Here is a 25691-nt window from a genome sequence, read left to right as displayed (position 1 = left end):
CGGTGCTACCAGCAGATAGCGATCCGCGGAGTCTTCAGGGGGGCGGATCGTGGGCGACCCTGGCGACATCGAAAAGATGGTGCCAGGGCCGTTCGGCGTCAGAAGCGTATTGCACCTGTAACCGACGCGCGTGGTTGTCGCAGTTCTAGCAGGCGGCGACTTACAACGAATATATTGATGCGCGCCTAGCCGCGCACCAGCGAGATCAGCCAGCTTCGACCAAACAGCACGAGGATCGCGAGCGCGTAGACGATCGTGCCCCCGACGGCTAGTAACGCCAGCGTCACCTCATCGTGGAAGTGCATCGTGCCCAGCGCGGAGCCGCCGACACGCGCGATCAGCCAGAACGCCACAGCGAGGATGATTCCGGTCAGCAGGAATTTGGCGAGCGACATCAGCCAGGCGCGATCCAGCACGAGAAAGCCGCGCCGCACGGCGAAGAAAAGCACCAGCAGCAGATTGGTCCAGACACCGACGGCGGTGGCTAGCGCGAGGCCGATCTGGGCGAGCGATCCCATCAAGGCGAGTTTCAGCGCGACGTTGACCGCGATGCCCGACAGCGAGGCGCGGACCGGCGTTGCCGTGTCCTTGCGGGCGTAGAAGGTTGCGACCGCGCTGCGGATCAGCACGAAGGGAATCAAGCCGATGGCGTAAGCCGCGAGCGTGCTGCCTGCGGCAACCGCGTCGGCCTTGGAGAACGCGCCACGCGCAAACAGCGCACGCATGATCTCGTCGGGCACAGTGAGGAAGGCCGCGACGAAAGGAACCGAGAACAGCAGTGTGAAGTCGAAGGCACGGCGCTGCGCCTTCATCGCGCCGTCGTGGTCGCTGGCCGTGATCCGCCGTGACATTTCCGGCAGCAGCACGGTGCCGATGGCGATGCCGATGACGCCGATCGGCAATTGATTGAGACGGTCGGCGTAGTACAGCGCCGACAGCGCCCCAGCGGGCAGGAAGGTCGCGATGATGGTGTCGGCGAACAGCGCGACCTGCGTGCCCATCGAGCCCAGCGTCGCAGGTCCGAGCGCTTTGAAGAAGCCGCGGACGTCTTCATCGAGCCTCAGCGGCGCGAAGCGCGGCAGGCCGCCATGACGTGCGAGGTCGCCCGCGAGCAGGAAATATTGCAGGAAGCCCGAGATCAGCACGCCCCAGGCCGCGGCGTGGCCGGCCGTCGGAAACCAGGCGGCGAGCGCCAGCGTCATCATCATCGCGACGTTGAGGAAGATCGACGCGGCGGCGGCACTGGCAAAGCGCTGCATCACATTGAGCATGCCGCCATAGAGTGTCACCAGCGTGATCAGCAGGAGATAGGGAAAGGTGATGCGGGTCAGCTCGATCGCGAGCCTGCGCTGCTCGGCGTCGTCGGAAAAGCCGGGCGCCAAAAGGCTCATGGCCTGCGGCATGAACAGCCAGGCGACGATCAGCAGGAATACCTGTGAGGCCAGCAGCAGCGTGAAAATGCGGTCGGCGAACAGCCGCGCTGCCCCCTCCCCGCGCTCGCCATGGACATGGGCATAGGCCGGCACCCAGGCGGCGTTGAAGGCCCCCTCCGCGAAGATCGCGCGGAAATGATTGGGCAGCCGCAGCGCCACGAAAAAGGCGTCGGCCACCGGGCCGGCGCCGAGGATCGCCGCGAGCATGATGTCGCGGGCAAATCCCGTCAGCCGCGAGAGCAGCGTGTAACCACCGACCGTGAAGATGCGTCCGAGCATGCGCCTGTTCTAGAGGAAGAGACGGCCCGCTGCAAAATCAGGGCAGATCAGCCCGCGAGCGCGCCGTGCACGGCCGCGACGATTCGCTCCTGATCGGCTTCGGTCAAATAGGCATGCATCGGCAGGCTGATGACGTCCTGCGACAGGCTTTCGCAAGCAGCCAGGCCGCCCTCGGCGACGGGATACTGCTTATAGGCGGTCTGCTGATGCATCGACTTGCCGTAATAGATCGCGGTCGGCACGCCCTGAGCCTTGAGCGCAGCGGCAAAGCCGTCGCGGTCTACGCCCTTCGGCAGACGGATCGTGTACTGCGCCCAGACCGAGGTATTGCCGGGCGCCAGACGCGGCACGGTGACGACCTTCGAGAGGCCCCGCGCATAGCGCTCGGCAACCTTGTTGCGGGCGGCAACCTCGTCGTCGAAGATCTTCAACTTCTCGATCAGGATCGCAGCCTGCATGGTGTCGAGCCGGCCGGTCAGACCAAGGCGGACGTTGTCGTATTTGTCGACGCCCTGCCCGTGCACGCGGATGCTGCGCAGCGTCGCGGCGAGTTCGTCATCATCGGTGAGGATCGCGCCGCCGTCACCGAAGCAGCCGAGCGGCTTGGCGGGGAAGAAGCTGGTTGCCGTGGCGAGCCCGAAGGTGCCGAGCTTGCGGCCCTTGTAGCTCGAACCGAACCCTTGCGCGGCGTCGTCGATCACGAACAGACCTTCCGCCTTGGCGATCTCGGCAATCGCATCATGATCGGCGGGCTGGCCGAACAGATCGACCGGAATCACCGCGACGGGCTTGAGACCGGCCTTGCGTGCAGTCGCGATGCCGCGCTTGAGCGACTCCGGGCTCATGTTGAAGGTCGTTTCGTCGACGTCGACGTAAACAGGCGTCGCGCCGGTCCGTGCCGCCGGCGACGCGGTTGCAATGAACGTGAAGGACGGGCACAGCACGGCATCGCCCGGCCCGACATTCTTCGCCATCAGGATCATCAGCAGCGCATCGGTGCCGCTGGCACAGCCGATCACATGCTTGGCGCCGCAATAGGCGGCAAGCTGCTTTTCGAACTCGATGACCTCCGGGCCGTTAACGAACTGGCAATGGTCGAGAACGCGCTTGACCGCGGCATCGAGCTCCGCGCCGAGCCGGCGGCGCTGCGAGGCGACGTCGATGAAAGGAATGGGTTCGGATCGCAGATGCTGGTTCATGGCACCTTCTTGAATGGTCGACATGGAAAGGGTTTTAGCCGGCAACGCGGCGCGGGCCCTTGCGGGCGGGCGCCGTCGCTGCGGGCCGCGACGGCGTCTCGAGGCATTGCGTCGCGATCTCGAGACTTGCGACGCCCTCGTCGCCGGTAACAGCCGGCGTCTCGCCGTTTCGCACGGCCTTGAGGAAGGCGATCAGCTCCGCTCGCAGCGGCTCGTCATGGCCGACGGGCAGATGCCGCATCGAATAGCTGCCGTCAGGCTTGAAGCCGAAACATTCGGTGACCTGGCGCGTGAGCAGATCGCCCATCACGTATTTGCCACGGGTCGCGACCGTGACGCTCCGCGCCTTGAACGGGGTCAGCCAGTTGGTGTTGATGTGCGCGAGCACGCCGCTGGCGGTACGGAACTGAAGCAGCGCGATGTCCTCGCGTTCGGCGACCGCGCTCGACAGCTGCGGCTGCACCTCGACGATGTCGGATTCGGTGAACCAGCGGATCAGATCGATGTCGTGCACGGCGAGGTCGATGACGACGCCGACATTGGACATGCGCGGCGGGAACGGACCGACGCGCGTGATCGCGATGGAGAGAATGTCTTCGCCTGCAATCGCCTGCTTGACCGCGGCAACCGCCGGATTGAAACGCTCGACATGGCCGATCATCAGCGTGACGCCGGCCTTCTGCGCGGCGGCGACGATCTCACGGCCCTCTTCGACCGTCGAGGCGATCGGCTTCTCGACCAGCACGTGGATGTTCTTGGCGATGCAGGCGAGCGCGACCTCGTGATGCAGATGGGTCGGCGCTGCGATGGTGACGGCATCGACGCCCTCGGCGAGGAGCCGGTCGAGCGTTTCAAAGCTGTTGCAGTTGGCAAGCTCGGTCGCGCGCGCGCGATGCGCGGGCGAAGGATCGACCACCCCAACAAGGCTGACGCCGGGCAGACCGGCGAGCACTCGCGCGTGGTTGCTGCCCATCACGCCTGCGCCGACGACGCCGACGCGCAAGCCGGCCTTAGCCGGTTGTGATCCCATGGAACTCATCTGATCGAACCCCGATTCACCGCAAATCCCCGGGCCGCTTCTAGCACGGGTGCCACAGATGTGGCGAATGCCGGCCTGATTGCCCGGACACGATTTGATTCAAAAAGTTACACGTTCTCCGGGCCTTAAGCCGCAAAGTGCGGGCTTGTGGAGCCCGGATAGCGTGATTCGGAGTTTGCTGGTTACGACCTTTGATAGTCGTCTTCAATCCGTATGATGTCGTCTTCCCCGAGATAGCTTCCAGTCTGAACCTCGATCAGTTCCAGCATGATTTTACCGGGGTTCTCCATCCGGTGCACCGCGCCCATCGGAATGTAGATGGACTCGTTCTCGTGCACCGTCTTCACGGTCTCGTTGACGGTGACCCGAGCCGCACCGCGGACCACGATCCAGTGCTCGGCGCGATGGTGGTGCTTCTGCAGCGACAGTCGCCCGCCCGGCTTGACCACGATGCGCTTGACCTGATGGCGCTCGCCATTGTCGACCGACTGGTAGCTGCCCCAGGGGCGGTGCACCTTGAGATGCTCCTCGGTGACCTTCGGCGCGACCGCTTTCAGTTTCGTCACGAGGCGCTTCAAGCCGTTGGCATCCTGCTGGCGCGAGACGAGAACGGCATCCGCAGTCGCCACGACGACGAGATCGTCGACGCCCTCGAGCGCGACCAGCGCATGATCGGTCGTGACGTTGCAGTTGCGCGAGTCCTCGAACACGGCGGTGCCGTGCGCCGAGTTGCCTTGCGCATCCTTGTCGGACAGCTCCCACACCGCGCGCCAGGAGCCAACGTCGGACCAGCCGCAGGACACCGGCACCACCGCCGCGCGCGAAGTCTTCTCCATCACGGCGTAATCGATCGAGATCGCCTTGGCCGCACCGAACGCCTGCGGTTCCAGTGTGACGAAGCCGAGATCGCGCCCCGCGCCGGCCACCGCGCTGGACACCGCCTCCACGCTCGCCGCATCCACCTTGCCGTATTCGTCGAGCAGCAGCGCCGCAGGAAACATGAAGTTGCCGCTGTTCCAGAGGTAGCCCGAATTGACGTAGTCGGCAGCTTTCACCGCATCCGGCTTCTCGACGAAGCGCGCAACCGCGTGCACCTCGCCCGATATCACCTCGCCCGGGCTGATATAGCCGTATTCGGTCGCCGGCCGTTCCGGCTTGACGCCGAAGGTGACGATGCGGCCCGTGCTCGCGGCCGCGAGGCCCTCACGGCACGCCGCGACGAAGGCGGCGTTGTCCTGCACGACGTGGTCGGCGGCGAGCGCGAGCACGATCGCTTCATTGGTGCGATTCTGCGCGAATGCCGCGCCGGCGGCGATCGCGGGCCCGGAGTCGCGGCGCATCGGCTCGAGTATCACGTCGGCCTCGATGCCGATCTCGGCGAGCTGCTCCAGCACCATGAAGCGATAGGAGGCGTTGGTGATGACGATGGGGCGATCGAACAGCGTACCGTCCGAGACGCGCAGCAGCGTGTCCTGGAAGGTCGAACGCGCGCCGAACAGCGGGAGGAACTGTTTCGGGCGCACCTCGCGCGAAGCCGGCCACAGCCGCGTGCCGGCGCCGCCGCACATGATCAGGGGGATAATGCGTTTGTCCATCGTCATCTCAAACCTTGAAGTCGCCCTGATACCGGGTGACAAAATTGTGGACCCTGTGCGATCGGCTTGGATACTACACGGGTCGCGGCGTCAAGATAGGTGACGCCGCGGCGCATTTGGCCCTGATCAAGGAGCCGGATCGGCGGACCGGTCATGATGACGTTTCCAGGCAGAAACATGCGCGAACAGTGCGACGTGAAAGCCTGTGAAACCGGCCGGTCGCGCGACCAAAATCGATCCGTCATCCTGTTCCCAAGCGATCCCCAAAGCCTGCCCGGGGCACCGCCCTGGCCGGTATCGAGGGGCTCGCAATAACCTTCCGCCGCCGATCACAGCTATTGCAAGATCGACGCCAAAACCATACCAAAGCGGCCGAATTCGGCGCCGTGCGTCGGGTTGCCTCAATCTTAGCAAACCCCGCGGGCGAGATGCGCCGAATCCTGTTGTCGACAGCCAAAATTCTGATCTCCGCAGCGCTGCTCTATCTGGCGCTGCGCAAGGTCGACCTGACCGAGCTGCTGTCGCGCTTTACCGCGACCAGCCTGTTCTGGATCGGCATGGCGATCGCGATCACGTTCCTGCAAATCTTCGTCGGCGTGCTGCGCTGGCGCGAGATCAGTGCCGAATGCGGTGCGCCGCTCGAGCTCGGTCGCGCCATGCGCTACAACGTGATCGGCTCGTTCTTCAACCAGACGCTGCCCTCCGCGATCGGCGGCGACGCGGTCCGGCTCTGGCTGGTGGCGCGCGCCGGCGCAGGATGGCGTGCGGCGACCTATTCGATCTTCGTCGATCGCGCGATCGGCCTCGTCGCGCTCGCGATCCTCATCGTCGCGAGCCTGCCATGGAGCTATCAGCTGATCACCGATCCGCATGGTCGTTCGGCGCTGCTGCTCGTCGACTTCGCGGCCCTTGCCGGCGGCATCGGCTTCCTGATCTTCGGCGCGCTGAAATGGCCGTGGCTGAAGACGTGGTGGGCCACCCACCACATTCACGCCTGCGCCGTGATCGCCAACCGCGTGATCTTCAGCCGCACCCGCGGACCCGCGATCGCGGTCCTGTCGCTGCTGGTTCACGTGCTGGCCGTCGTCATTGCCTGGTGCGTGGTGCAGTCGATAGCAGCGCCGGTCACGTTCGCCCAGGTCTTCCTGCTGGTACCGCCGGTCATGCTGATCACCCTGATGCCGATCTCGATCGCCGGATGGGGCGTGCGCGAGGCGAGCATGGGACTGGCCTTCGGCTTCGCCGGGCTTGCTGCCAATGAAGGCGTCAACATCTCGCTGCTGTTCGGCGCGGTCTCGTTCATCGTCGGCGCATTCGGCGGCCTGGTCTGGATCCTCAGCGCGGAAAAAGCCGCGCAGGGCTCGGCGCACCTCGGGGTCCCGGAGTGACCACGCCCACGATCGTGACCTCGCTGCTTGCCGTTGCGATCGCCGCGCTGACGTCGGCTCTCATCACCTGGACCTGCCGTCCCCTGCTCCAGCGCTACGCACTGGCGCGACCGAACGCGCGCTCCTCGCATCGCATCCCGACCCCGCAGGGCGCGGGCATCGCAGTGGTATCGGCGACGCTCGTCGTCGCATTGGCGTGGGCAGCCTGGGTCAACGTTGCGATCCCCCCGGCGCTGGTCATCGCAACAATCGTGATTGCGCTGGTCGGGCTCGCCGACGACATCGTTTCACTTCCGGTCCTGGTGCGGCTCGTGCTTCAAGCCGCCTGCGTCAGCGCTGTCGTCTTCACAGCGCCTGACGATGCGCGCATCGTCTCGGCCCTGCCGCTGGCGCTGGAACGCGGCCTGATCCTGCTCGCCGGAATCTGGTTCGTGAACCTCGTCAATTTCATGGACGGGCTTGATCTCATGACGGTGGCAGAGGTGGTGCCGGTCACTGCCGCGCTGCTGCTGCTCGGACTGCTCGGCGAACTGTCATGGCCGGCGGTGTTGATCGCAACCGCCCTTTGCGGCGCGATGCTAGGCTTTGCGCCGTTCAACAAGCCGGTCGCAAAAGTGTTTCTAGGCGATGTCGGCAGCCTGCCGATCGGCCTTCTGCTCGGCTGGTGCCTGCTCGAGCTCGCCTGGCACGGACAACCCGCCGCGGCGCTGCTGCTGCCCGCCTATTATCTCGCGGATTCCACCATCACATTGTTCCGCCGCGTCGCCAGGCGCGAGCAATTCTGGTCGGCGCACCGCTCGCATTTCTATCAGCGCGCCACCGATAACGGGTTTTCGGTTCCGCGCGTCATCGGCGACGTGTTTGGGCTCAACCTCATGCTGGCGGCGCTTGCCATTCTCACCGTCCGCGCCGGGTCGATGACAGTCACGTTGATCACGCTTCTGACGAGCGCCATCGCGGTTGTGGTCGTGATGCGGCGGTTCTCCCGCCTTCAGGCATCCTGAGCCGCCAGCGCCAGGCGCAGACCCTCGTCGAGCGAGATCTCCGGCTGCCATCCGGTCGCGATTGCCTTGGAGACGTTGAGTTCGAGCGAGCCGATCAGGCTGTCATGTGTGTCCTGCCGGCCGAGCAGACCGAACAACGTGCCCAGCAATTCGGGCGACATGCCGAACAGCCGCGGGCTTTTGCCGGAGGCTTTCGCCAGGCGCTCGATGAATTCGGGCGTCGAGACTTGCTCCCTGTCGGCCACAAGAAATATATCAAAATTGCTCGCGGGATCCGGATGGGCCAGCCGGCGCAGGATGAAGGACGAGAGATTCTGCACGGCCAGGAAAGCGCGGTGGTTGCGGATCGCGGCAAAGGGCAGCGGCACCCCCAAATTCACCGCGCGCGTCAGCAGCGCGAAATTTCCCTTGGCGCCCGCGCCGTAGACCAGCGGAGGCCTGACCACCGAAATCTTCATGTCGCTGTCGCGCGCCAGTGTCCGCAGGCCCGCCTCGGCCGCCGCCTTGGACATGCCGTAGAGGCCGCGCGGCGTAAGGACGTCGTCCTCGCTGAACGGCGCGCGGCCTTCATTGCTGCGGCCATGCACGAGAACGGTGCTGACGAAGATGAATTGGCCCACGCCGGCGGTCGCCGCAGCGCGTGCCAGATGCAGCGTGCCGGCGATGTTGACGTTGCGATAGAGCTGGACCGCGTGCTCCTCGTGCTTGTGATGCACGCGCGCGGCGAGATGAACAATGGCGTCGACGCCCTCGAGCGCGGCACTCCAATCGGTGTCCGGGCCGATCGTCTCGATGACGACCTCGTCATCGAGACCTTCCGGGCTGCGGACCGCCCGGCGAACCGACCATCCCTCGCGCACCAGGTCAGGCACGAGGTGACGGCCGACAAAACCGCTCGCTCCCGTGACCAGCACCACCCGCTTGTTCTCGCTCATCGTTGCTCCCTGAGGTTAGGGTTGCGCAACAATTCGTCGATCAGGGCGGCATAGGCGTTCATCGCAACGCTGCGATCGAACCTCGATGCCGCCTTCACCGCACGTTCGGCAAAAGCGCCGTCGCGGGACGTGGACGCCGCACGAATCGCCGCGGCGAGCTGATCGGCTCGGCCCGGCGTCACAACCCAGCCGAGCCCGTTCTCCACCACCGTCATGGCAGCCTCGGCCTGAGGCTCGGAGACCAGCACGACCGGGCGGCCGACGGCCAGCAGATTATAGAACCGACTCGGCACCGACACTCCGGCGACGTCCTTTCGGTACGGGATGATCCAGAGGTCGGCGGCAGTCAGGAACGCCTCGAGCTCGGCATCCTCGACCCGCGCCACGAAGGAGACATTGGGCAGGTTCGCATCCGCCTGCAACTGTCTCAGCCGATCAAAGCCGATACCCCAGCCCGAGAGCAGGAAGTGAGTGTCCGGCTCGTCCTTGAGCAGGCGTGCCGCTTCGAACACGATCTCGGGATCGTGGGTGAAACCGAGATTGCCTGATAGCCCGACGACGAAGCGCGCTGCGATGGTCTTGCGGAACGGATTGTCCGATGTCACCGGCCGAGCCGCGGGCACCAGTGTCGCATAGTTCGGGATGAAGCGGATCTTGTTTCGTGTCATGCCGGAATAGCTGAGCAGCGGCGGCTCGGCATCGCGGCCGATGGTAACAACGGCATTGAGCGCGCGGAACATCAGGCTGTTGGCAGCGCGCATCACGCGCGTCACGATCGAGCGCGGCTTCAGCAGGCCTGCCGTCACCAGCACGTCGGGGAACAGATCGTGCATGATCAGCGCCGAGCGCGCGCCCTTTAGCCACGCTGCGGCCGCCACTGCATAAGGCAGCACGAACGGCGCCGTAACGGTGAGCACGACGTCACCACGCCGCAAGCGCCGCAACAGTGCGACGAAGATGCGCAGCACGAACAGCAACTCGGAGAGGCCGCGCTGGACCAGCGCAGCCTTTCCCGCCATGCGGTTCTTGATGGAGATTACGCGCGGTTTGTCGGGTCCAATCTGCGAGGCCGGCAACGCGCCTGGTGAGCCCGACAGCACCATGACCTCATGTTCCCTGGCCAGACGGCAGGCGATCTCGGCCATGATCGCGGCGGTCGTGCTCGGGTCCGGCGGGTAATGCTGGCTCGCGACGACGATCTTGCCTCGAGGCTGCATGGTCAGGCCGCAGTCGACCCAAACTCAGGGACCGCATCTTTCAGGATGGTCCTGATGGTCGCCCGGTCGTCGCGCGCGATAGCCTGATCGAGCGCCGTGATCCATTTGCGCAGCGTTTGCATCGGGGGCTCGTTCGGCTGGGCGGCCATGATGCCGGCAACGCCGATCTCGCGAGTCGGCTCTTCGGAAGCAAACAGGATTTCGTGCAGGCGCTCGCCCGGCCGCATCCCCGTGAACACGATTTCGATGTCGTAGCCGGGTTGCAGGCCCGAGAGACGGATCATGCGCTCGGCGAGATCGACGATCTTTACCGGCTGGCCCATGTTGAGCACGTAGACGGAGACGTCAGGACGCTGCGTTCCCAGCGCATGCGTCGCAGCCGTGATCACGAGGTCGCAGGCCTCACGGATGGTCATGAAGTAGCGGACCATGTCGGGATGCGTCACCGTCACCGGGCCGCCGGCCTCGATCTGGGCCTTGAACTTCGGCACCACCGAGCCGTTCGAGGCCAGCACATTGCCGAACCGGACCGAAATCAGCCGCATCGGCGGCTTGCCGGCGCCGCCCCCTGCCGCAAGGTCATGGTCGAGCGCCTGGCAGTACATCTCGGCGAAACGCTTGGTCAGACCCAGCATCGACACCGGTTCGATCGCCTTGTCCGTGGAGATCATCACCATGGCTTCCGCGCCGGCGGCCAACGCCGCATCGGCGACATTGATTGAGCCGAAGATGTTGGTCTTGACGCCCTCACTCCAGTCGCGCTCGAGGATCGGCACGTGCTTGAGCGCCGCCGCGTGAAACACGATGTCGGGCTTGAACTCGGCCATCAGGCGCATGACGCGCTCGCGATCGCGGATGTCGGCGATCCGGCCCTCGATCGTGGCCCCCGTATCCCGCGCGGAGAGCACCTCGGTGACGGCGTAGAGTGCCGGCTCGGAATTCTCCAGGATCAGCACGCGCGCGGCGCCGAAGGCCACAACACGCTCGCAGATCTCAGCGCCGATCGAACCGCCGCCGCCGGTTACGATCACTGCCTTGCCCTTGATGAGAGTCTCGAGGCGCGCATAGTCGATCTTCTCGCTCGGCCGCAGCAGGAGATCTTCGACCGCGACGGCCGTCAACCGCGGCGTATCGCCGCTCTCGAGCGAGGGCATCCGGTTGACGATCACACCCAGCTTACGCGCCCGCATCAGGATCTGCTCAGGATGGACCTCCGGCTCGAACGCGGACGGCGTCATCACCACGCGCACGATCGCCTTGCCGCGCTTGGCGAAGTCGGCGACGACGTCCTCGATGTCGTCGATGCCGCCCAGCACCGGCACGTTGCGGATCGACTGGCCACGATCGGAGCCCGACGGCGACAGCACGCCGACCGGCCAGATTCGCTTGATGGCGCCGCTCTCGATGCCGCGCAGCAGCACCTCGGCATCCGCGGCGCGACCGATCAGCAGCGTCGGGGCGGCATCCTCGGTGCGGGCATGGCGTCGCACCCGCGTGTAGCGGAAGTAGCGATAGGCGACCCGCAAGGCGCTGAGCGCGAATATCTCGAGGAACCAGTAGAGGACGATCGTCACCTTGCCGAGGAAGAAGGCTCCGCGGACATTGGGGGCGACAAAAATGTAGTCAAGTGCCAACAACGCAACTGTAAGCACGGTCGCGACGCGGATGATGTTCATCGCGTCAGGCAGCGAGATGAAGCGCCATTTCGTCGTGGTCAGATTGAAGATGAAGAACACGACCACGCTGAAGGCGAGGAAATAAGGCAGGATCTGATACAACAGCGGCAGGCGGTCGTAGAAGCCGTCGCCACCCTCGAAACGCAGATAGAAAGCCACGAACAGCGCCGCTGTCGTCGCCAGCAGGTCGTGGAGCGCAATCATGAAATTACGCAAAGTGAGATGCGAAAGACGCGTCATCCGCCGACCGATAAAAGCCCCGTGAGTGCAATCTGTCCGCGCTGATAGCCCATCTCAATCAGACATGCCAGCCACGCGGCCGTTCAGGAACCGACTTCCCCCACCTTCGCCTCGGCCCGTTGTGCCCGGATCACGATGCCGCCGGCGACGCCAACGCCGATCACATACATCCAGCCCTCGTGGAAGTCGAACAGATGGGAGTTGAACATCGAGGTGAAGACGTTCTGTACCACCACCAGGAGGCCGATCCATTTCGCAAATCCTTCGCCGCGAAACATCAGAAAATGAGAGATCCAGATCGCATAGAGAACGACGATGCCGACGATGCCCCACTGGATGGCGACATGCAGCGTCTGGTTATGCGGATTCGGAAACACCCTGACGCCCGGAACCCATGAGGGGTCCTTCGCGGCTTTCTCGAACAGCGCTTGCGAGGAGCCGGTACCATGCCCCACAAGCGGTGCTTGCACAAAAAACCGAACGGCGTGCCGCCAATATTCGAGACGTTCGCCCATGGACGTCGGGACGTTCTCCTGAGTGTAAAGCTGGTAGTCCCGCGAAAACGTGTTGGCGGTCTTGCGCAATTGCGGCGACGCCTGCCAGGCGATGGCGGCGCAGGCAATCAGCGCGGCGGAGATGATCGCGATACTGCGCCACTGCAAATGAAGCAGCGCGAAGACGCCGAGCATGATGGGTACCGTGACCAGCGCGGTGCGCGACACCACCACAAAGGCCATGTTAACCAGAAAGCTAAGCGCGAGCGCGGACAGCAGCCCGGCGAACAGATAGCGCTTCTCGCGCAACAGCATCATCACGGGATAGGCAAGCGCGACCGCGCATAGCGCGAATTCCTGGCTCTGGTCGATGTAGTTCTTGACGAAGATGCCGCGTTCGAGCGGATCATAAGGCTTCAGCGACAGGCCGGGATAAAAAGCAACCAGCCACGACATCACCGACAGCAGCGCGCACGACACCAGGAAGGCGATGAACATCCAGTGCCCGCGCGGCGAGCGCTCGAAATGGTAGAGCAGTACGGGAAGCACGAGCAGCTTGACGGTGGGACTGAGCGCATAGAGGCGCGCGCCCCAGGCCGCGTCCGACCACAATGTCCCCACCACCGCGAGCAGCACGAGCGCGATCGGTGCCGCGCAGATCGGACGCGTCAGCGATTGCAGGAATGCCCTGATGTCGAGGAACGGCACCATGCAGACCAGGAGGATGGCGTTGAAGATCGCCGTGAGCGACGTGGACCACGGCAGCGAGGCCACCGTGAGGATCGCGAACAGGTCGACCGTCTCGCCCCAGGCTGTCGGGCTGCGGAAACGCCGCCACAGCATCTGCGCAGTCGTCTCCTGCGCAAGTGCCGTCACTTGATCTCCCCCCGCGCGCGATGAACCAGCGCCGTCGTGCTGAAGCCCTTGAGGATGTCGATCAGCACGACCACCCCGCCCGCGGCCTCGACGATCTCGTGGCCGACCACCTGCTCGCGGGTGTAATCGCCTCCCTTCACCAGCACGCTCGGCGTGATGCGCGTGATCAGGTTGATCGGCGTATCCTCCTCGAAGATGACGACGAGATCGACGGCTTCGAGCGCGGCCAGCACCTCCGCGCGCGCCCGTTCATCCTGAACCGGGCGGTCCGCGCCCTTCAGCCGCCGCACCGAGGCGTCGCTGTTCAACCCGACGATCAGGCGGTCACAGGCCGCACGCGCCGCGGTCAGCACCTTGACGTGACCGGGATGCAGGATGTCGAAGCAGCCATTGGTGAAGCCGACGCGCAACCCTTCCCGCTTCCATTCGGCGAGTTGGGCCTCGAGCGCGTCGGGCGCGTTCACAACCTTCTCCTCGGCCGCAAGAGTGGCATGCGGCAGGATTTTTCGACGCAGCTCATCCGCGCTCACGCTGGCGGTGCCCTGCTTGCCGACGGCGACCGCGGCGGCCGCGCTTGCCATGCGCAACGCCGTGTCCCAATCCGCACCCGCCGCGAGCGACACCGCGAGCGCGGCGGCGACCGTATCACCGGCGCCGGAGACGTCGCGCACCTTCACGGGGAAGGCGGGAACATGGACGGGCTCGCCCTTGCGCGGCACCAGCGTCATGCCGTGCTCGCCTTGCGTCACCAAAATAGCTTCGCAATCGGCGAGCCGCAGCACGTCCTCGCTGGCATCGACGATGCTCTGCGGCGTGTCGGCGCGGCTGCGGGTCGCTTCCGCAAATTCCTTGCGATTGGGCGTGAGCAGCGTCGCGCCGCGATAGATCGCCCAGTTCAGGCTCTTGGGATCGACGATCACGGGCTTGCCGAGCTTTCGCACGGCATCGATGGTGTGGCGGATCACGCGGGCCGTCAGCACGCCCTTGGCGTAGTCGGACAGCAGCACGATATCGGCGCGCGCGATCTGCGGCAGGATCGCCTCGATCAGCCTGGTCTCGACCTCGTCGGACGCCGCTACCGCCTGCTCCCAATCCGCGCGCAGCATATGCGTGGAGAAATGCTCGGAGACGAAGCGGACTTTTCGCGTGGTAGGGCGCGACGGGTCGCACACCAGCGCGCTTTCGATGCCGGGATGGTCCGCCAGCGCGGCCTTGAGCCGCGCGCCTGCATCGTCTTCGCCGACAAGGCCGACGAAGACGCAGCGCGCACCGAGCGAAGCGATGTTGCGCGCGACGTTGCCGGCGCCGCCGATATGGATCTCGCTGCGCCGGGCCGCGATGACCGGGGTCGGCGCCTCGGGCGAGATCCGCGACACCTCGCCATAGACGAACTCGTCCAGCATGATGTCGCCGACGCAGAGCACCGTGCGGCCGGAGATGGTTTGCGCGAGAGCGTCGAAATCGAGAATGGGCGTCGGCATGGTGTTGTGGCCTTAGCGGAAGCGGTCGGGCCGGTCGAGATAATCCCCGACATAGGCCTTCACCGCGTCCTCGAGCGTCGTGAAGCCCCCGTTATAGCCAGCGCTGTGGAGACGATCGACCTTGCTCTCGGTGAAATACTGGTAACTGCCGCGGATCTGCTCGGGCATGTCGATGTATTCGACGTTGGATTTCGTGCCGAGCGCGGCATAGGCAGCCAGCATCAGTTCCCGGAAGCTCCGCGCCTTGCCGGTGCCGACGTTGAACAGGCCGGACACCGCGGGCGTCGCCAGCAGCCAGGTGATGACGCGCACGACGTCGTCGACATAGATGAAATCACGGCGCTGATCCCCGTCGGCGATGCCGTCGCGATGCGACTTGAACAGCTGCACGACCCGGCCCGCCTTGACGTCGTCGAAGCGGCGCGCCAGCACGCTCATCATCGTGCCCTTGTGGTATTCGTTCGGGCCGAACACGTTGAAGAATTTCAACCCAGCCCATTGCGGCGGCAGCGGATCGCCGTTCGCTGCGCGCCCGGCGACCGCGAGATCGAACAGCTGCTTGCTCCAGCCGTAGAGATTCATCGGCCGCAGCTTCTTCAGCGCCGTCAGCGAGGCATCGTCGTCAAAACCTTCCGCGCCGTCGCCATAGGTCGCGGCCGAGGACGCGTAGATCAGCGGCGCGGCGTTGGCCGTGCACCAGTCGAGCAGGCGCATCGAAAAGCGGAAGTTGGTCTCGATCACGAGATCGCCATCGGTTGCGGTGGTCTCGGAAATCGCCCCGAGATGGATCACGGCGTCGAGCTTGCGGCCCTTCAGCCAGCCGGGCAGCTCAGCCGGCGGGACGATATCCACAAGTTGACGCTTGGCGAGATTGCGCCATTTGCCGTCGCTGCCGAGCAGGTCGCAGACCACGACGTCGCTCCGGCCCGAATCATTGAGCGCGGCGACGACATTCGATCCGATAAAACCGGCCCCGCCGGTCACCAGCAACATTCCAACCACCCTGCCCGATTTTTGCGGCCCAATACCTGCCGTAGCGCATCATTTGCCAAAGTGTAAGCGGTTTTGGCCCCTGCGCGCGTCTCCCCATCTCATTGGTGGAACTTAGAGGTACCGCCATTCACCAGAGCGTGTATTGTCGAGTGATGTTTATTATTCAGACCGGGCGAGCGAAGCGGCTTCGCAAATACTCGATCGCTTCTGCGATTATCCTGGCGCTGTCCGGGGCCTTCTCAGCTCTTCTAACGCTGCATTGGTACGTGGCCCCGCCTAAGAGATAACTCTCCCTGAGGTGCTGGCCCTCCGTCGCCGCTTTTGAGAGAGCTTCTGCCAGCTTTACCTATGGGCCGAGAGCGGCTAACCGAACCGCCAGATCAGCACGCTCCGGTCCCATTGACGAATGAATCAAGATTCACAATCTAGCGGAAGCCAGGACCGGGACGATACGCGCCCGATCCTGATCGTTCCCTATATGTGGATCGGCGATTTCGTCCGGAATCACACCGTTGTGCGGGTCCTGAAGGAGCGCTGGCCGAATCGGCCGGTCGATCTCCTGACGACATCCCTCTGCGCTCCGCTTGTCGATTACATGCCGGGGGTGCGGGAAGGCATCGTCTGGGACCTGCCCCGCGGCCGTCTCGCCGTGGGCCGCCAGTTCGGCCTGGCGAAGCTCCTGCGCGCGCGGAACTACGGCACGGCGCTGGTGCTGCCCCGGACCTGGAAGGCCGCCATTGCGCCCGCGCTGGCCGGCATCCCCGAACGGGTCGGCTTCGTCGGCGAGTTCCGCTTCGGCCTGCTCAATCGCTGGCGCTGGGGCGAGAAGAAACTGCCCCGCTTCATCGACAAGAACGCCGCGCTGGCCCAACCCGATGGCGCCCCCCTTCCCCCGGAATGGCCAGTGCCGCAATTGCGCGTCCCGGCCGACGAGATCGCCCGCTGGCGCAAGGCCAACGGGCTGAGCGCCGGCGCCGCCGTGGCGCTCGCCCCCGGCTCGGTCGGGGCGTCGAAGCGCTGGACCTACTATCCCGAGGCCGCCCGCCTGCTGGCCGAGCGCGGGCTCGAGGTGTGGGTGGTCGGCGGCCCCGCGGAAAAAGGCCTCGCCCAGGAGATCGTCGCCGCCGGTGGCCCCGGGGTGCGGGACCTCACCGGCAACGATCTGCGCAACGGCGTCCTCGCCATGGCTGCAGCCGGCGTCGCGATCTCGAACGACTCAGGCCTGATGCACATCGCGGCCGCACTGGGCACGCCCACCATGGGCATCTTCGGCCCGACCAGCCCCTATCTCTGGGCCCCCCTCAACGGCCTCGCCGCGACCGTGGTCCAGACCAAGAGCGTGCTCTCCTGCCAGCCCTGCCAGAGCACGATCTGCAAGATGAACGACCACCGCTGCATGCGGGATATCGCGGCACAGGACGTGGTCGAGATCGCAAGAGATGTGCTCGCCAGGACGCAGGGGCTCGCAAATGTCTGACGGCCGTGCGGCCAAGCCCGCGGCATTCCTCGATCGCGACGGCGTCATCAATCACGACGACAGCTATATCGGCACGCGCGACCGCATCCGCTGGATGCCCAACGTCGCCAGCGCCATTCGCCGCCTCAACGAGGCAGGCTATTTCGTGTTCGTCTTCACCAACCAGTCCGGCGTCGCGCGCGGCCTCTTCACCGAGGACGATGTGAACACGCTGCACGGCTGGATGCGCGAGGAACTCGCCCGCGACGGCGCGCGGATCGATGACGTCCGCTTCTGTCCGTATCATCCGCAGGGAACGGTCGCCGGCTACATCGGGGAGCATGACTGGCGCAAGCCCGCGCCCGGCATGTTGCGCGATCTCATCCAGCACTGGCCCGTGCAGCTCGAGGGCAGCTTCGTGATCGGGGATCAGGCCAGGGACATCGAGGCCGGCAAGGCGCTCGGGCTGCCGGGCTTTCTCTTTTCAGGCGGCGACCTCGACGCGTTCGTGACCGAGGTGCTGGCGCAGATCAGGCGACGGTAGGGGCTGCGATCCGAAAACGCGAAAACAACCCCATGCACAGTAGCCCGCGGCAGTGAAATCAAGGGCTTGGCGGAGACAACGCGCATTCAGAGCAGCGGACGATAGACCTCGCCGATTCGCGCCGCCTCGGCATCAAGACTGAATTTTTCAAGCACGCGCTCGCGACCGCGCTGGCCCATCGCAGTCGCCGCAGAGACATCGCGCATCAGCGGCTCGAGCGCGGCCGCCAGCGCCTCCGCATCACCGGTCGGGATCAGCACGCCGGACACGCCGTCCTCGACTACGAGCTCGGCCGCGCCCGCTCGCGCGGCAACCAATGCGCTGCCGGCGGCCATCGCCTCGATCAGCGTCAGGCCAAAGCCCTCGTTGCGCGAGGTGAAGGCATAGATGGTCAGCCGCTGATACCAGCGCTGCACCTGCTCGATCGGGAGTTCGCCGGTGATGACGATGCGCGATTGCAGGCCCGCGGCGTCGATGCGCTTCTTCAGCTCGTTCGCAAACGGCGTCTGCTCGGCCGTGACCTGTCCGACGATGACGGCGGTGAAATCCGGATAGCGCGGCAGCAGGCGGCACATCGCATCGACGAACACGTCAGTGCCCTTCTGTGCGCGCACGCGGCCGAAGCAACCGATCGCATAACGGCCCGGCAAGCCGCTTTCCGCGAAGGCCGCGGCGCGATCGAGCGGCGGCGCATAGACGTCGGTGTCGACGCCATGCGGGATCACCGTCGCTTTCACTTTCAGGAACGAGGCCGAGATGTCCGATGTCGCGATGATCGCGTCCATCTGCCGGATCAGCCAGCGCGTGATCCAGCTGTGATGGCGTTGCGCCGCAGAGGTGAACACGAGCTTGAGCGGCCAGCCGAGCGCGCGCAGCAGCACGCCTGCGATCATCTCGTTGTTGCGGCGCGCATGCCAGATCAAGGGTGTCTTGCGGCGCCATAATTTCAGGACATCGGCGACGCCGAGCCCTGCGATCCCCTCCGGCGCGTCCGAACCAAACCACGCGGCGCGATAGAGCTTTGCCAGCCGTGGCGCCACCATCCGGTTGGTCGCGGTGACCCCGGAATAGCGCCTGTGCAGATTTGGCACGATCACTTCGAGATCGCCGCGGGAATTCGCCACGTCATGCTCCGTTTCGAAAACCCCCTATACGCAACATTAAGCATAGTGACCAGTTCAGCCGCGCCGATACCCCCTCTTCACCACGCAAACGTTAGCTTGGTGCGTTGATCGAAGACGGGTGAGATCATGACTGTGCTAGTCACCGGCGGCGCCGGCTATATCGGAAGTCACACGGTTCTGGCGCTGGCGGAAGCCGGCGAGGACGTCGTCGTGATCGACGATCTCTCCACTGGTTTCTCGGCTTATCTGCCCGAGGGCGTGCCGCTGTTCATTGGCGACGCCGGCGACGAGAACCTGCTCGAAGGCGTGATCGCCCAGCACAACATCGAAAGCATCATCCATTTTGCCGGCTCCGTCGTCGTGCCGGATTCGATGCGCGATCCGCTCGGCTATTATCGCAATAATTTCACGACCGCCCGCAACCTGCTCAACGTCGCCGTGAAGCGCGGCATCAGCCGCTTCATCTTCTCCTCGACCGCCGCCGTCTACGGCAATCCGGACCAGGTGCCGGTGCCCGAGCACGCGCCGACGCGGCCGCTGTCGCCTTACGGCTCGTCGAAGCTGATGACCGAGATCATGCTGCACGACGTCGCCGCCGCCTATGGCATGCAGTACGTGACGCTCCGCTATTTCAACGTCGCCGGTGCAGACCCGCAGGCGCGCATCGGCCTCGCCACCGTTGGCGCCACGCATCTGCTCAAGATCGCGGTGGAAGCAGCGACCGGCCAACGTGCCAAGATCGACGTGTTCGGCACTGATTACCCGACCCAGGACGGCAGCTGCATCCGCGACTTCATCCACGTCACGGATCTCTCGCAGGCGCATCGCTCGGCCCTCGCTTACCTCCGCAATGGCGGCGCCTCGACGACGCTGAATTGCGGCTATGGCCGCGGCTATTCGGTGCTGGAAACCATCGATGCCGTGCGCCGGGTCTCCGGCCGCAGCTTCGCCGTGCAGTACGCCCCGCGACGGCCCGGCGACATCATGACCATGGTCGCCGACACCAGCCGCATCCGCGGCCTGCTCGACTGGAAGCCGCAATACGAGGACCTCGAGACCATCGCGGCGCACGCGCTGGCCTGGGAGGACAAGCTGTTCCGCGAGCGCCACGGCGAGCTTCGCCACGCCGCCTCGGCCTAGATTCCATCCGGACGCAAGCCCTTAATTGGGCTTGAAAAGCCTCGCTTTAGCGGGCACAGAGGCCCTTCGATCCCTGACGCGCGGGCAGGCTTTTCCCTGTGCCGTCAATGGACTACGGATGGCCCAGTTTCCAAAGAAAATCACCGACGATCCCTATGCGGCAATGGTCCTCATTCGCCGCCTGGTCCTGGAACAGGGCGTCGTCTACTGGCGGCGCTACCTCGTTGCCTTCGCGCTGATGGCGGCCGCTGCAGGCTCAACCGCAGGCGCCACCTACGTGCTCGGCCAGGTCATCAACCAGGCCTATGTCGACAAGAACATCCCGGGCATCGCGATGTTCTCCGGCATCACGGTGATTCTGCTCTTCATCAAGGGCGTGGCGACCTACGGCCACATGGTGATCCTGACCAAGATCAGCAACGCCATCCTTGCGACCAACCAGCGCCAGCTGTTCGCAAAACTGATGCGCGAGAGCGTCGGCTTTTTCTCCGAGCGGCATTCGTCCGAGTTTTTGGCGCGGCTGACCGCCGGCGCCAAATCCATCACCGACGTCCTCAACATGCTGGTCAACGCCGTCGGGCGCGACCTCATGATGCTGCTCGCCATGATCGGCGTGATGGTGTGGCAGGATCCGCTGATGTCGCTGATCGGCCTCGTCGCGGTACCGCCGGCCATGCTGGTGCTGCGCAAGCTGGTCAAGCGCATCAAGGGTCTCGCCTACAACCAGTTCACCGGCACGGCAGACATCCTGGAGACGATGCAGGAATCGCTGCAAGGCATCCGCACCGTGAAGGCATTCACGCTCGAAGACGCCATGCAGGACCGCATCGACGAGAACATCGCCATCGTCGAGCGCAACGCCAACAAGATGGCCCGCGTCGCCAACCGTTCCAACCCGTTGATGGAAATGCTCGGCGGCTTCGCAGTCGCCGGCTGCCTGATGTACGGCGGCTATGCGGTGGTCGCGCTCAACGCCACGCCCGGCGCGTTCTTCTCCTTCATGACCGCGTTCCTGATGGCGACCGAACCGGCCAAGCGGCTGGCGCGGCTCAACATCGATCTCAACAGCCAGCTCGTCGGCGCACGCATGCTGCTCGAGGTCGTCGACAGTCCGGCTAGCGAGCATTCCGACGACGACAAGCCGGCGCTGAAATTGTCCGACGCACGGATCGAACTGCGCGACGTCAGCTTCTCCTATCGCGCCAATGAGACCGTGCTCAACCGCATGAGCTTCACGGCCGAGCCCGGCAAGGTCACCGCGCTGGTCGGGCCGTCCGGCGGCGGCAAGTCGACCGTGCTGGCGCTGCTGCTGCGCTTCTACGAGGTGACGCAAGGCGACATCGTGATCGACGGCCAGTCGATCGGCGCCATCTCGCGCAAGTCGCTGCGCGCGCAGACCGCCTATGTCGGCCAGGACGTCTATCTGTTCCGCGACACCATCCGCAACAACATCGCCTTCGGCAAGCCGGCTGCGAGCGAGAACGAGATCATCGAGGCGGCGAAAGCGGCCTGCGCGCATGATTTCATCATGAGCTTCCCGCTTGGTTACGACACGCCCGTCGGCGAGCACGGCACGCAGCTTTCCGGCGGCCAGCGCCAGCGCATCGCGGTCGCGCGCGCGCTGATCAAGAACGCGCCGGTCATCCTGCTGGATGAAGCCACCGCCGCGCTGGATTCCGAGTCCGAGCGGCAGGTGCAGGAGGCGATCGAGCATCTCTGCCAGAACCGCACCACCATCGTGATCGCGCATCGCCTGCACACCATCATGCACGCAGACAGCATCCTGGTGGTCGAGGGCGGCGAGATCGTCGAGCAGGGCCGTCATGACGAGCTGCTGCGCCGCGGCGGCCGTTACGCTTCCTTCTTCCGCCTGCAACATTACGACACCGGCGCTCTGGCGCCGATCAGCGCAACCGCATAGAGTTCCGTATCAACCCAAGAGCAGCGAGACCGCTTCATGAACGCCGCCTCCTACGTCATCCCCCTTCCGCCCCAGGCTTCGCTCCCCGTCGTCGGCGAGACCGGCCGCTATCCGGTGCGGCGCATCTGGTGCGTCGGCCGCAACTATCTCGAGCATATCCGGGAGATGGGCAATGACGAGCGCGCGCCGCCGTTCTTCTTCGCCAAGCACGCCGACATGCTGGTGCCCGATGGCGCCACCATTCCCTATCCGCCGCTGACCAAGGATCTGCATCACGAGGTCGAGTTGATCGTCGCGTTGAAGAGCGGCGGCCTCAACATTCCCGCCGAGAAGGCGCTCGACCATGTCTACGGCTATGCCGTCGGCATCGACCTCACCCGCCGCGACCTCCAGATCGCTTCGCGCAAGAAGGAGCGTCCGTGGGAGATCGGCAAGTCGTTCGACGGTTCGGCCCCTGCCTCCGCAATCCAGCCCGCCTCGAAGATCGGCCATCCCTCCAAAGGCAAGATCTGGCTCACGGTCAATGGCAAGGAAGCCCAGACGGGCGACCTCGAGCAGATGATCTGGAACGTGCCCGAGACGATCTGGCAGCTCTCCCAGCAGGTGAAGCTCGCCGCCGGCGACATCATCATGACCGGCACCCCGGCCGGCGTGTCGCAGCTCCAGCCCGGCGACAAGCTCGAATGCGGCGTCGACGGCATCGGCACGCTAAAGGTCTCTATCGGCAAGCCGGAATAGCCGGCTCGGCATCCCGAACATCAAGGCCCCGGACGTAACGTCCGGGGCTTTTTTTGTTGCGAAGACCCGCTCGATCTCACGCCCGCGAGGCGTGCGCATCCACAGCGTTGATGTCCTTGCCGGTGTAGTCGGTCATCAGCGCGGTGGCGACCAGACTGATGATCGAACATGCCGCGATATAGCCCGCGATCGCCGTCGCTGAGTGGAACGTGCCGAACAGCCAGGCCGCAATCAACGGCGCGGGACCACCGGCGATCACGGACGCAAACTGATAGCCCAGCGAAGCACCGCTGTAGCGTAGGCGTCCGGTAAAGCTCTCGGCAATCAATGCGGCTTGTGGCCCATACATCATGTCGTGCGGAATCAGCGACAGGACGATCGCGAGGAAGACGACCACCTCCGATCCGGTGCCGAGCATCGCGTAATAGACGAAGCCGAAGATGCCGGTGAGAAGCGCACCAAGCATGTACATGTTCTTGCGGCCGATCTGGTCGGAGAGATGACCACAAACCGGAATCGTCACGAACGACAGCACCGAGGCCGCCAACACCGCCGTCAGCAGGAAATCGCGCGAGAAGTGCAGCGTGCCGATGCCATAGGAAAAGACAAACGCGGTGAAGATGTAGAATGGGGCCTGCTCGGCCATGCGTGCGAAGGCCGAGAGCAGGATCTCCTTCGGATGCTCCTTGATCACCGTCAGCATCGGCGTGCGATCGAGCCGACGCTCCGCCAGCAGTTTGGAGAAGACCGGCGTTTCGAGGATGCCGAGCCGGATGTAAAGGCCAACGCCGACCAGGATGAGGCTCAGCGCAAACGGGATGCGCCAGCCCCAGGCGAGGAAGCGGTCGCCACCGGCCATCTGGCTGAAGGCCAAGACGGCGAGGTTGGCAAGGAACAGACCACAAGGCACGCCGAATTGCGGCCAGGACGCGATGAATCCGCGCGAGCGGTCATTGCGCGCCCATTCCATCGACATCAGGACCGAGCCGCCCCATTCGCCGCCGACGCCAACGCCCTGGATGAAGCGGAGCACGGTCAGGATCACCGCGCCCCAAATGCCGATGCTCGAATAGGTCGGCACCGCGGCCACCGCCGCAGTCGCCAGTCCCATTAACAGCAACGTCGCGATCAGCGTCGATTTGCGGCCGATGCGATCGCCGTAATGTCCGAAGATCGCGGCGCCGATCGGACGCGCGATGAAGCCGACCGCATAGATGGCGAAGGCCTCGAGCGTACCGACCCACGGATCGGAATGCGGGAAGAACAGCTTTGCGAAGACCAGGCCCGTCACCGTGCTGTAGAGGAAAAAATCATACCATTCGATCGCCGTTCCGATCGTGGAGGCGATGATGGCGCGGCGAAGCTGGAGCTGATGCTCGGACGGGGTCAGTTGAGCGGCGTCGAGGCCGAGCGTTGTCATGGGAGCGTCTCCTTCTGACGCGCCCCCCTGATGGTCGTTTGAGCACAAACAATCCTGCGCGTCCGAGGGTTCCTGCGGACACCTTGAACTATCGTAGGAGTTCCTACCTGGCCTTCACCGGCCGATTGGCGTGACTTGTCTGCGGCACACCGCGGTTGAGCGACATGTGTGAGTGCACACACAGCCAGCCGTCGGCACTTCTCGAAAAGATCATGGTCGCGCGGCCCGGGCGCGGAAACGTGTTGCCATCGGGATGATAGCCCGTGCTCGTCCACGGCGCGATCACGGTTGCCATCGCGCCGTCGGGCGATGCCAGAACCGAGGTCTGGTCGAGCACGAAGCGAAAGTCGGCCGTCCGGGGCCAGACGTTGTCCCATTGGGTGGTGACCCATTGGTCGAGGCCGGGGATGACGTCGTTGTGTGTGCCGAAGGCGAGCACATCAGGATGAAACAGCGGCCGCGCCGAGGCGTAATCGACCTCGCGGACGTAGCCCGAGAAGGTCTCCAGCCACTGGCGGAAGAATTGCACGATCTCGGTGTTTGCAAGGGGCAACGGGGCCATTGCCTGCTCCATGTTTGGCGGCTAAATCGCTGCGAGCTTGTTGCCACGGACCGACGCGTGCAGCAAGATTCGGTCCGCCGCAGAGACTGCGTCAAAAAACGAGAGGATGTCTCGGATGTCGAACACGATCACGGAGCTCGAAGGGCTGCTGATGCAGCGCTCGCTCACCGACCCCCAGCTCGTAGCCGCAGCGGAGAAAGCTTCGGACTTCCGCATCCTGCCGGATGCGACGGTCATCAAGATCGGCGGCCAGAGCATGATCGATCGCGGCCGCGCCGCGGTCTATCCGGTGGTCGAGGAAATCGTCGCCGCCCGCAAGACGAACAAGCTGCTGATCGGGACCGGCGCCGGCACCCGCGCGCGGCACCTCTATTCGATCGCCGCCGGCCTTCGCCTGCCGGCCGGCGTGCTGTCGCAGCTCGGCGCCTCCGTGGCCGACCAGAACGCCGCAATGCTGGGTCAGTTGCTGGCCAAGCACGGCATCTCCGCAGTCAGCAGCGCCGGGCTTCATCCGTGCCGCTGTTCCTCGCCGAGGTGAGCGCAGTGATCTTCAGCGGCATGCCGCCCTATAGCCTGTGGATGCGGCCCGCGGCCGAAGGCGTGATTCCGCCCTATCGCACCGATGCCGGCTGCTTCCTCGTCGCCGAGCAATTCGGCTGCAAGGCGATGATCTATGTGAAGGATGAGAACGGCCTCTACACCGCGAACCCGAAGACGTCGAAGAACGCAACCTTCATCCCGAAAATCTCCGTAGCGGAGATGAAGGCCAAGGGCTTGCAGGACTCGATCCTGGAATTCCCGGTGCTCGATCTGCTCAACGCCGCGCGTCACGTCCGCGAAGTGCAGATCATCAACGGTCTCGTCCCCGGCAATCTCACCCGCGCGCTCGCGGGCGAGCATGTCGGCACCATCATCACCGCGAGCTGAAGAGCATCCC

At 64.8% G+C, this 25691-nt stretch carries 20 protein-coding genes and 1 pseudogene; 8 read left to right on the top strand and 13 right to left on the bottom strand.

What is annotated here, in order from left to right:
* Nucleotides 1–185: 185 nt before the first annotated feature.
* From murJ to JQ631_RS30315, 4 genes are all read right to left on the bottom strand, one after another.
* Nucleotides 186–1712, bottom strand: coding sequence for a murein biosynthesis integral membrane protein MurJ (gene murJ, locus JQ631_RS30330; RefSeq protein WP_212333231.1), 1527 nt, complete (start codon nucleotides 1710–1712; stop codon nucleotides 186–188).
* A 47-nt stretch (nucleotides 1713–1759) separates the two neighbouring features.
* Nucleotides 1760–2911 carry a DegT/DnrJ/EryC1/StrS family aminotransferase gene (locus JQ631_RS30325; protein WP_212333230.1) on the bottom strand — a complete coding sequence of 384 codons (1152 nt, stop codon included), beginning with the start codon at nucleotides 2909–2911 and terminating at the stop codon, nucleotides 1760–1762.
* 34 nt (nucleotides 2912–2945) lie between these two features.
* Entirely contained in the window at nucleotides 2946–3950 is a 1005-nt protein-coding gene (locus JQ631_RS30320; protein WP_212333229.1) for a Gfo/Idh/MocA family protein, read from the bottom strand.
* 182 nt (nucleotides 3951–4132) lie between these two features.
* Nucleotides 4133–5545, bottom strand: a complete 1413-nt coding sequence (locus tag JQ631_RS30315; RefSeq protein ID WP_212333228.1) for a mannose-1-phosphate guanylyltransferase/mannose-6-phosphate isomerase — start codon at nucleotides 5543–5545, stop codon at nucleotides 4133–4135.
* A 428-nt stretch (nucleotides 5546–5973) separates the two neighbouring features.
* On the opposite strand from JQ631_RS30315, the gene JQ631_RS30310 reads away from it, so the two are divergent.
* Both JQ631_RS30310 and JQ631_RS30305 read left to right on the top strand, forming a co-directional pair.
* Nucleotides 5974–6933 (top strand): lysylphosphatidylglycerol synthase transmembrane domain-containing protein, encoded by a 960-nt coding sequence (locus JQ631_RS30310; protein WP_212333226.1) that lies wholly within the window; start codon nucleotides 5974–5976, stop codon nucleotides 6931–6933.
* Nucleotides 6930–7937 carry an MraY family glycosyltransferase gene (locus JQ631_RS30305; RefSeq protein ID WP_349645032.1) on the top strand — a complete coding sequence of 336 codons (1008 nt, stop codon included), beginning with the start codon at nucleotides 6930–6932 and terminating at the stop codon, nucleotides 7935–7937. The genes JQ631_RS30310 and JQ631_RS30305 overlap by 4 nt, the downstream gene beginning before the upstream one ends.
* Here JQ631_RS30305 and JQ631_RS30300 read toward each other — a convergent pair.
* The 6 genes from JQ631_RS30300 to rfaD all read right to left on the bottom strand — a co-directional run bounded on the left by JQ631_RS30300 (nucleotide 7925) and on the right by rfaD (nucleotide 15849).
* Nucleotides 7925–8872 carry an NAD-dependent epimerase/dehydratase family protein gene (locus tag JQ631_RS30300; protein WP_212333223.1) on the bottom strand — a complete coding sequence of 316 codons (948 nt, stop codon included), beginning with the start codon at nucleotides 8870–8872 and terminating at the stop codon, nucleotides 7925–7927. The two genes, JQ631_RS30305 and JQ631_RS30300, sit on opposite strands and share 13 nt — an antisense overlap.
* Nucleotides 8869–10089: a glycosyltransferase family 4 protein gene (locus JQ631_RS30295; protein WP_212333221.1), complete on the bottom strand. Its 1221-nt coding sequence runs from the start codon at nucleotides 10087–10089 to the stop codon at nucleotides 8869–8871. The genes JQ631_RS30300 and JQ631_RS30295 overlap by 4 nt, the downstream gene beginning before the upstream one ends.
* Before the next feature lie 2 nt (nucleotides 10090–10091).
* On the bottom strand, nucleotides 10092–12005 hold the full coding sequence (locus JQ631_RS30290; RefSeq protein ID WP_212333219.1) for a nucleoside-diphosphate sugar epimerase/dehydratase: 1914 nt from the start codon (nucleotides 12003–12005) through the stop codon (nucleotides 10092–10094).
* An 83-nt stretch (nucleotides 12006–12088) separates the two neighbouring features.
* On the bottom strand, nucleotides 12089–13375 hold the full coding sequence (locus JQ631_RS30285; RefSeq protein WP_349645031.1) for an O-antigen ligase family protein: 1287 nt from the start codon (nucleotides 13373–13375) through the stop codon (nucleotides 12089–12091).
* Nucleotides 13372–14856, bottom strand: a complete 1485-nt coding sequence (gene rfaE1 / locus JQ631_RS30280) for a D-glycero-beta-D-manno-heptose-7-phosphate kinase (RefSeq protein WP_212333217.1) — start codon at nucleotides 14854–14856, stop codon at nucleotides 13372–13374. The genes JQ631_RS30285 and rfaE1 overlap by 4 nt, the downstream gene beginning before the upstream one ends.
* Nucleotides 14857–14868: 12 nt before the next feature.
* On the bottom strand, nucleotides 14869–15849 hold the full coding sequence (rfaD, locus tag JQ631_RS30275) for an ADP-glyceromanno-heptose 6-epimerase (RefSeq protein ID WP_212333215.1): 981 nt from the start codon (nucleotides 15847–15849) through the stop codon (nucleotides 14869–14871).
* 406 nt (nucleotides 15850–16255) lie between these two features.
* Here rfaD and waaF point away from each other — a divergent pair, with 406 nt between their 5' ends.
* Complete coding sequence (gene waaF / locus JQ631_RS30270; RefSeq protein WP_212333214.1) at nucleotides 16256–17326, top strand: lipopolysaccharide heptosyltransferase II; 1071 nt, start codon at nucleotides 16256–16258, stop codon at nucleotides 17324–17326.
* Entirely contained in the window at nucleotides 17319–17849 is a 531-nt protein-coding gene (locus JQ631_RS30265; protein ID WP_212333213.1) for a D-glycero-alpha-D-manno-heptose-1,7-bisphosphate 7-phosphatase, read from the top strand. The genes waaF and JQ631_RS30265 overlap by 8 nt, the downstream gene beginning before the upstream one ends.
* 86 nt (nucleotides 17850–17935) lie before the next feature.
* Here JQ631_RS30265 and JQ631_RS30260 read toward each other — a convergent pair whose 3' ends face one another.
* Entirely contained in the window at nucleotides 17936–18973 is a 1038-nt protein-coding gene (locus tag JQ631_RS30260; RefSeq protein ID WP_212333212.1) for a glycosyltransferase family 4 protein, read from the bottom strand.
* A 126-nt stretch (nucleotides 18974–19099) separates the two neighbouring features.
* Here JQ631_RS30260 and galE point away from each other — a divergent pair, with 126 nt between their 5' ends.
* The 3 genes from galE (at nucleotide 19100) to JQ631_RS30245 (ending at nucleotide 22772) form a co-directional block, all read left to right on the top strand.
* Nucleotides 19100–20113 carry a UDP-glucose 4-epimerase GalE gene (gene galE / locus JQ631_RS30255; RefSeq protein WP_212333211.1) on the top strand — a complete coding sequence of 338 codons (1014 nt, stop codon included), beginning with the start codon at nucleotides 19100–19102 and terminating at the stop codon, nucleotides 20111–20113.
* A gap of 118 nt (nucleotides 20114–20231) precedes the next feature.
* Complete coding sequence (locus JQ631_RS30250; protein WP_212333210.1) at nucleotides 20232–22034, top strand: ABC transporter ATP-binding protein; 1803 nt, start codon at nucleotides 20232–20234, stop codon at nucleotides 22032–22034.
* 36 nt (nucleotides 22035–22070) lie between these two features.
* Nucleotides 22071–22772 (top strand): fumarylacetoacetate hydrolase family protein, encoded by a 702-nt coding sequence (locus JQ631_RS30245; RefSeq protein WP_212333208.1) that lies wholly within the window; start codon nucleotides 22071–22073, stop codon nucleotides 22770–22772.
* Nucleotides 22773–22848: 76 nt separating this feature from the next.
* Here the strand turns inward: JQ631_RS30245 and JQ631_RS30240 are convergent, their stop codons facing one another.
* Both JQ631_RS30240 and JQ631_RS30235 read right to left on the bottom strand, forming a co-directional pair.
* Nucleotides 22849–24192, bottom strand: coding sequence for an MFS transporter (locus JQ631_RS30240; protein ID WP_212333205.1), 1344 nt, complete (start codon nucleotides 24190–24192; stop codon nucleotides 22849–22851).
* A 103-nt stretch (nucleotides 24193–24295) separates the two neighbouring features.
* Nucleotides 24296–24754, bottom strand: a complete 459-nt coding sequence (locus tag JQ631_RS30235) for a YybH family protein (protein ID WP_212333203.1) — start codon at nucleotides 24752–24754, stop codon at nucleotides 24296–24298.
* A 115-nt stretch (nucleotides 24755–24869) separates the two neighbouring features.
* Between JQ631_RS30235 and JQ631_RS30230 the strand changes: the two are divergent.
* Nucleotides 24870–25681, top strand: a pseudogene (locus JQ631_RS30230) (amino acid kinase family protein).
* Nucleotides 25682–25691: the final 10 nt, after the last annotated feature.

Origin of the sequence: Bradyrhizobium manausense (assembly GCF_018131105.1) — a bacterium.
GTDB classification, from domain to species: domain Bacteria; phylum Pseudomonadota; class Alphaproteobacteria; order Rhizobiales; family Xanthobacteraceae; genus Bradyrhizobium; species Bradyrhizobium manausense_B.
Note: the sequence above shows the minus strand (reverse complement) of the source record. Positions and strands in the feature narration are given on the sequence as shown.

Excerpts from the sequence above, each read along its gene's own strand:
- JQ631_RS30240 (WP_212333205.1), bottom strand. The coding sequence starts at position 24,192 with ATGACAACGCTCGGCCTCGACGCCGCTCAACTGACCCCGTCCGAGCAT.
- JQ631_RS30310 (WP_212333226.1), top strand. The coding sequence starts at position 5,974 with ATGCGCCGAATCCTGTTGTCGACAGCCAAAATTCTGATCTCCGCAGCG.
- JQ631_RS30265 (WP_212333213.1), top strand. The coding sequence starts at position 17,319 with ATGTCTGACGGCCGTGCGGCCAAGCCCGCGGCATTCCTCGATCGCGAC.
- JQ631_RS30325 (WP_212333230.1), bottom strand. The coding sequence starts at position 2,911 with ATGAACCAGCATCTGCGATCCGAACCCATTCCTTTCATCGACGTCGCC.
- JQ631_RS30250 (WP_212333210.1), top strand. The coding sequence starts at position 20,232 with ATGGCCCAGTTTCCAAAGAAAATCACCGACGATCCCTATGCGGCAATG.
- JQ631_RS30300 (WP_212333223.1), bottom strand. The coding sequence starts at position 8,872 with ATGAGCGAGAACAAGCGGGTGGTGCTGGTCACGGGAGCGAGCGGTTTT.
- JQ631_RS30290 (WP_212333219.1), bottom strand. The coding sequence starts at position 12,005 with ATGACGCGTCTTTCGCATCTCACTTTGCGTAATTTCATGATTGCGCTC.
- JQ631_RS30315 (WP_212333228.1), bottom strand. The coding sequence starts at position 5,545 with ATGGACAAACGCATTATCCCCCTGATCATGTGCGGCGGCGCCGGCACG.
- rfaE1 (WP_212333217.1), bottom strand. The coding sequence starts at position 14,856 with ATGCCGACGCCCATTCTCGATTTCGACGCTCTCGCGCAAACCATCTCC.
- JQ631_RS30245 (WP_212333208.1), top strand. The coding sequence starts at position 22,071 with ATGAACGCCGCCTCCTACGTCATCCCCCTTCCGCCCCAGGCTTCGCTC.
- JQ631_RS30235 (WP_212333203.1), bottom strand. The coding sequence starts at position 24,754 with ATGGCCCCGTTGCCCCTTGCAAACACCGAGATCGTGCAATTCTTCCGC.
- JQ631_RS30295 (WP_212333221.1), bottom strand. The coding sequence starts at position 10,089 with ATGCAGCCTCGAGGCAAGATCGTCGTCGCGAGCCAGCATTACCCGCCG.
- waaF (WP_212333214.1), top strand. The coding sequence starts at position 16,256 with ATGAATCAAGATTCACAATCTAGCGGAAGCCAGGACCGGGACGATACG.
- rfaD (WP_212333215.1), bottom strand. The coding sequence starts at position 15,849 with ATGTTGCTGGTGACCGGCGGGGCCGGTTTTATCGGATCGAATGTCGTC.
- murJ (WP_212333231.1), bottom strand. The coding sequence starts at position 1,712 with ATGCTCGGACGCATCTTCACGGTCGGTGGTTACACGCTGCTCTCGCGG.
- galE (WP_212333211.1), top strand. The coding sequence starts at position 19,100 with ATGACTGTGCTAGTCACCGGCGGCGCCGGCTATATCGGAAGTCACACG.
- JQ631_RS30320 (WP_212333229.1), bottom strand. The coding sequence starts at position 3,950 with ATGAGTTCCATGGGATCACAACCGGCTAAGGCCGGCTTGCGCGTCGGC.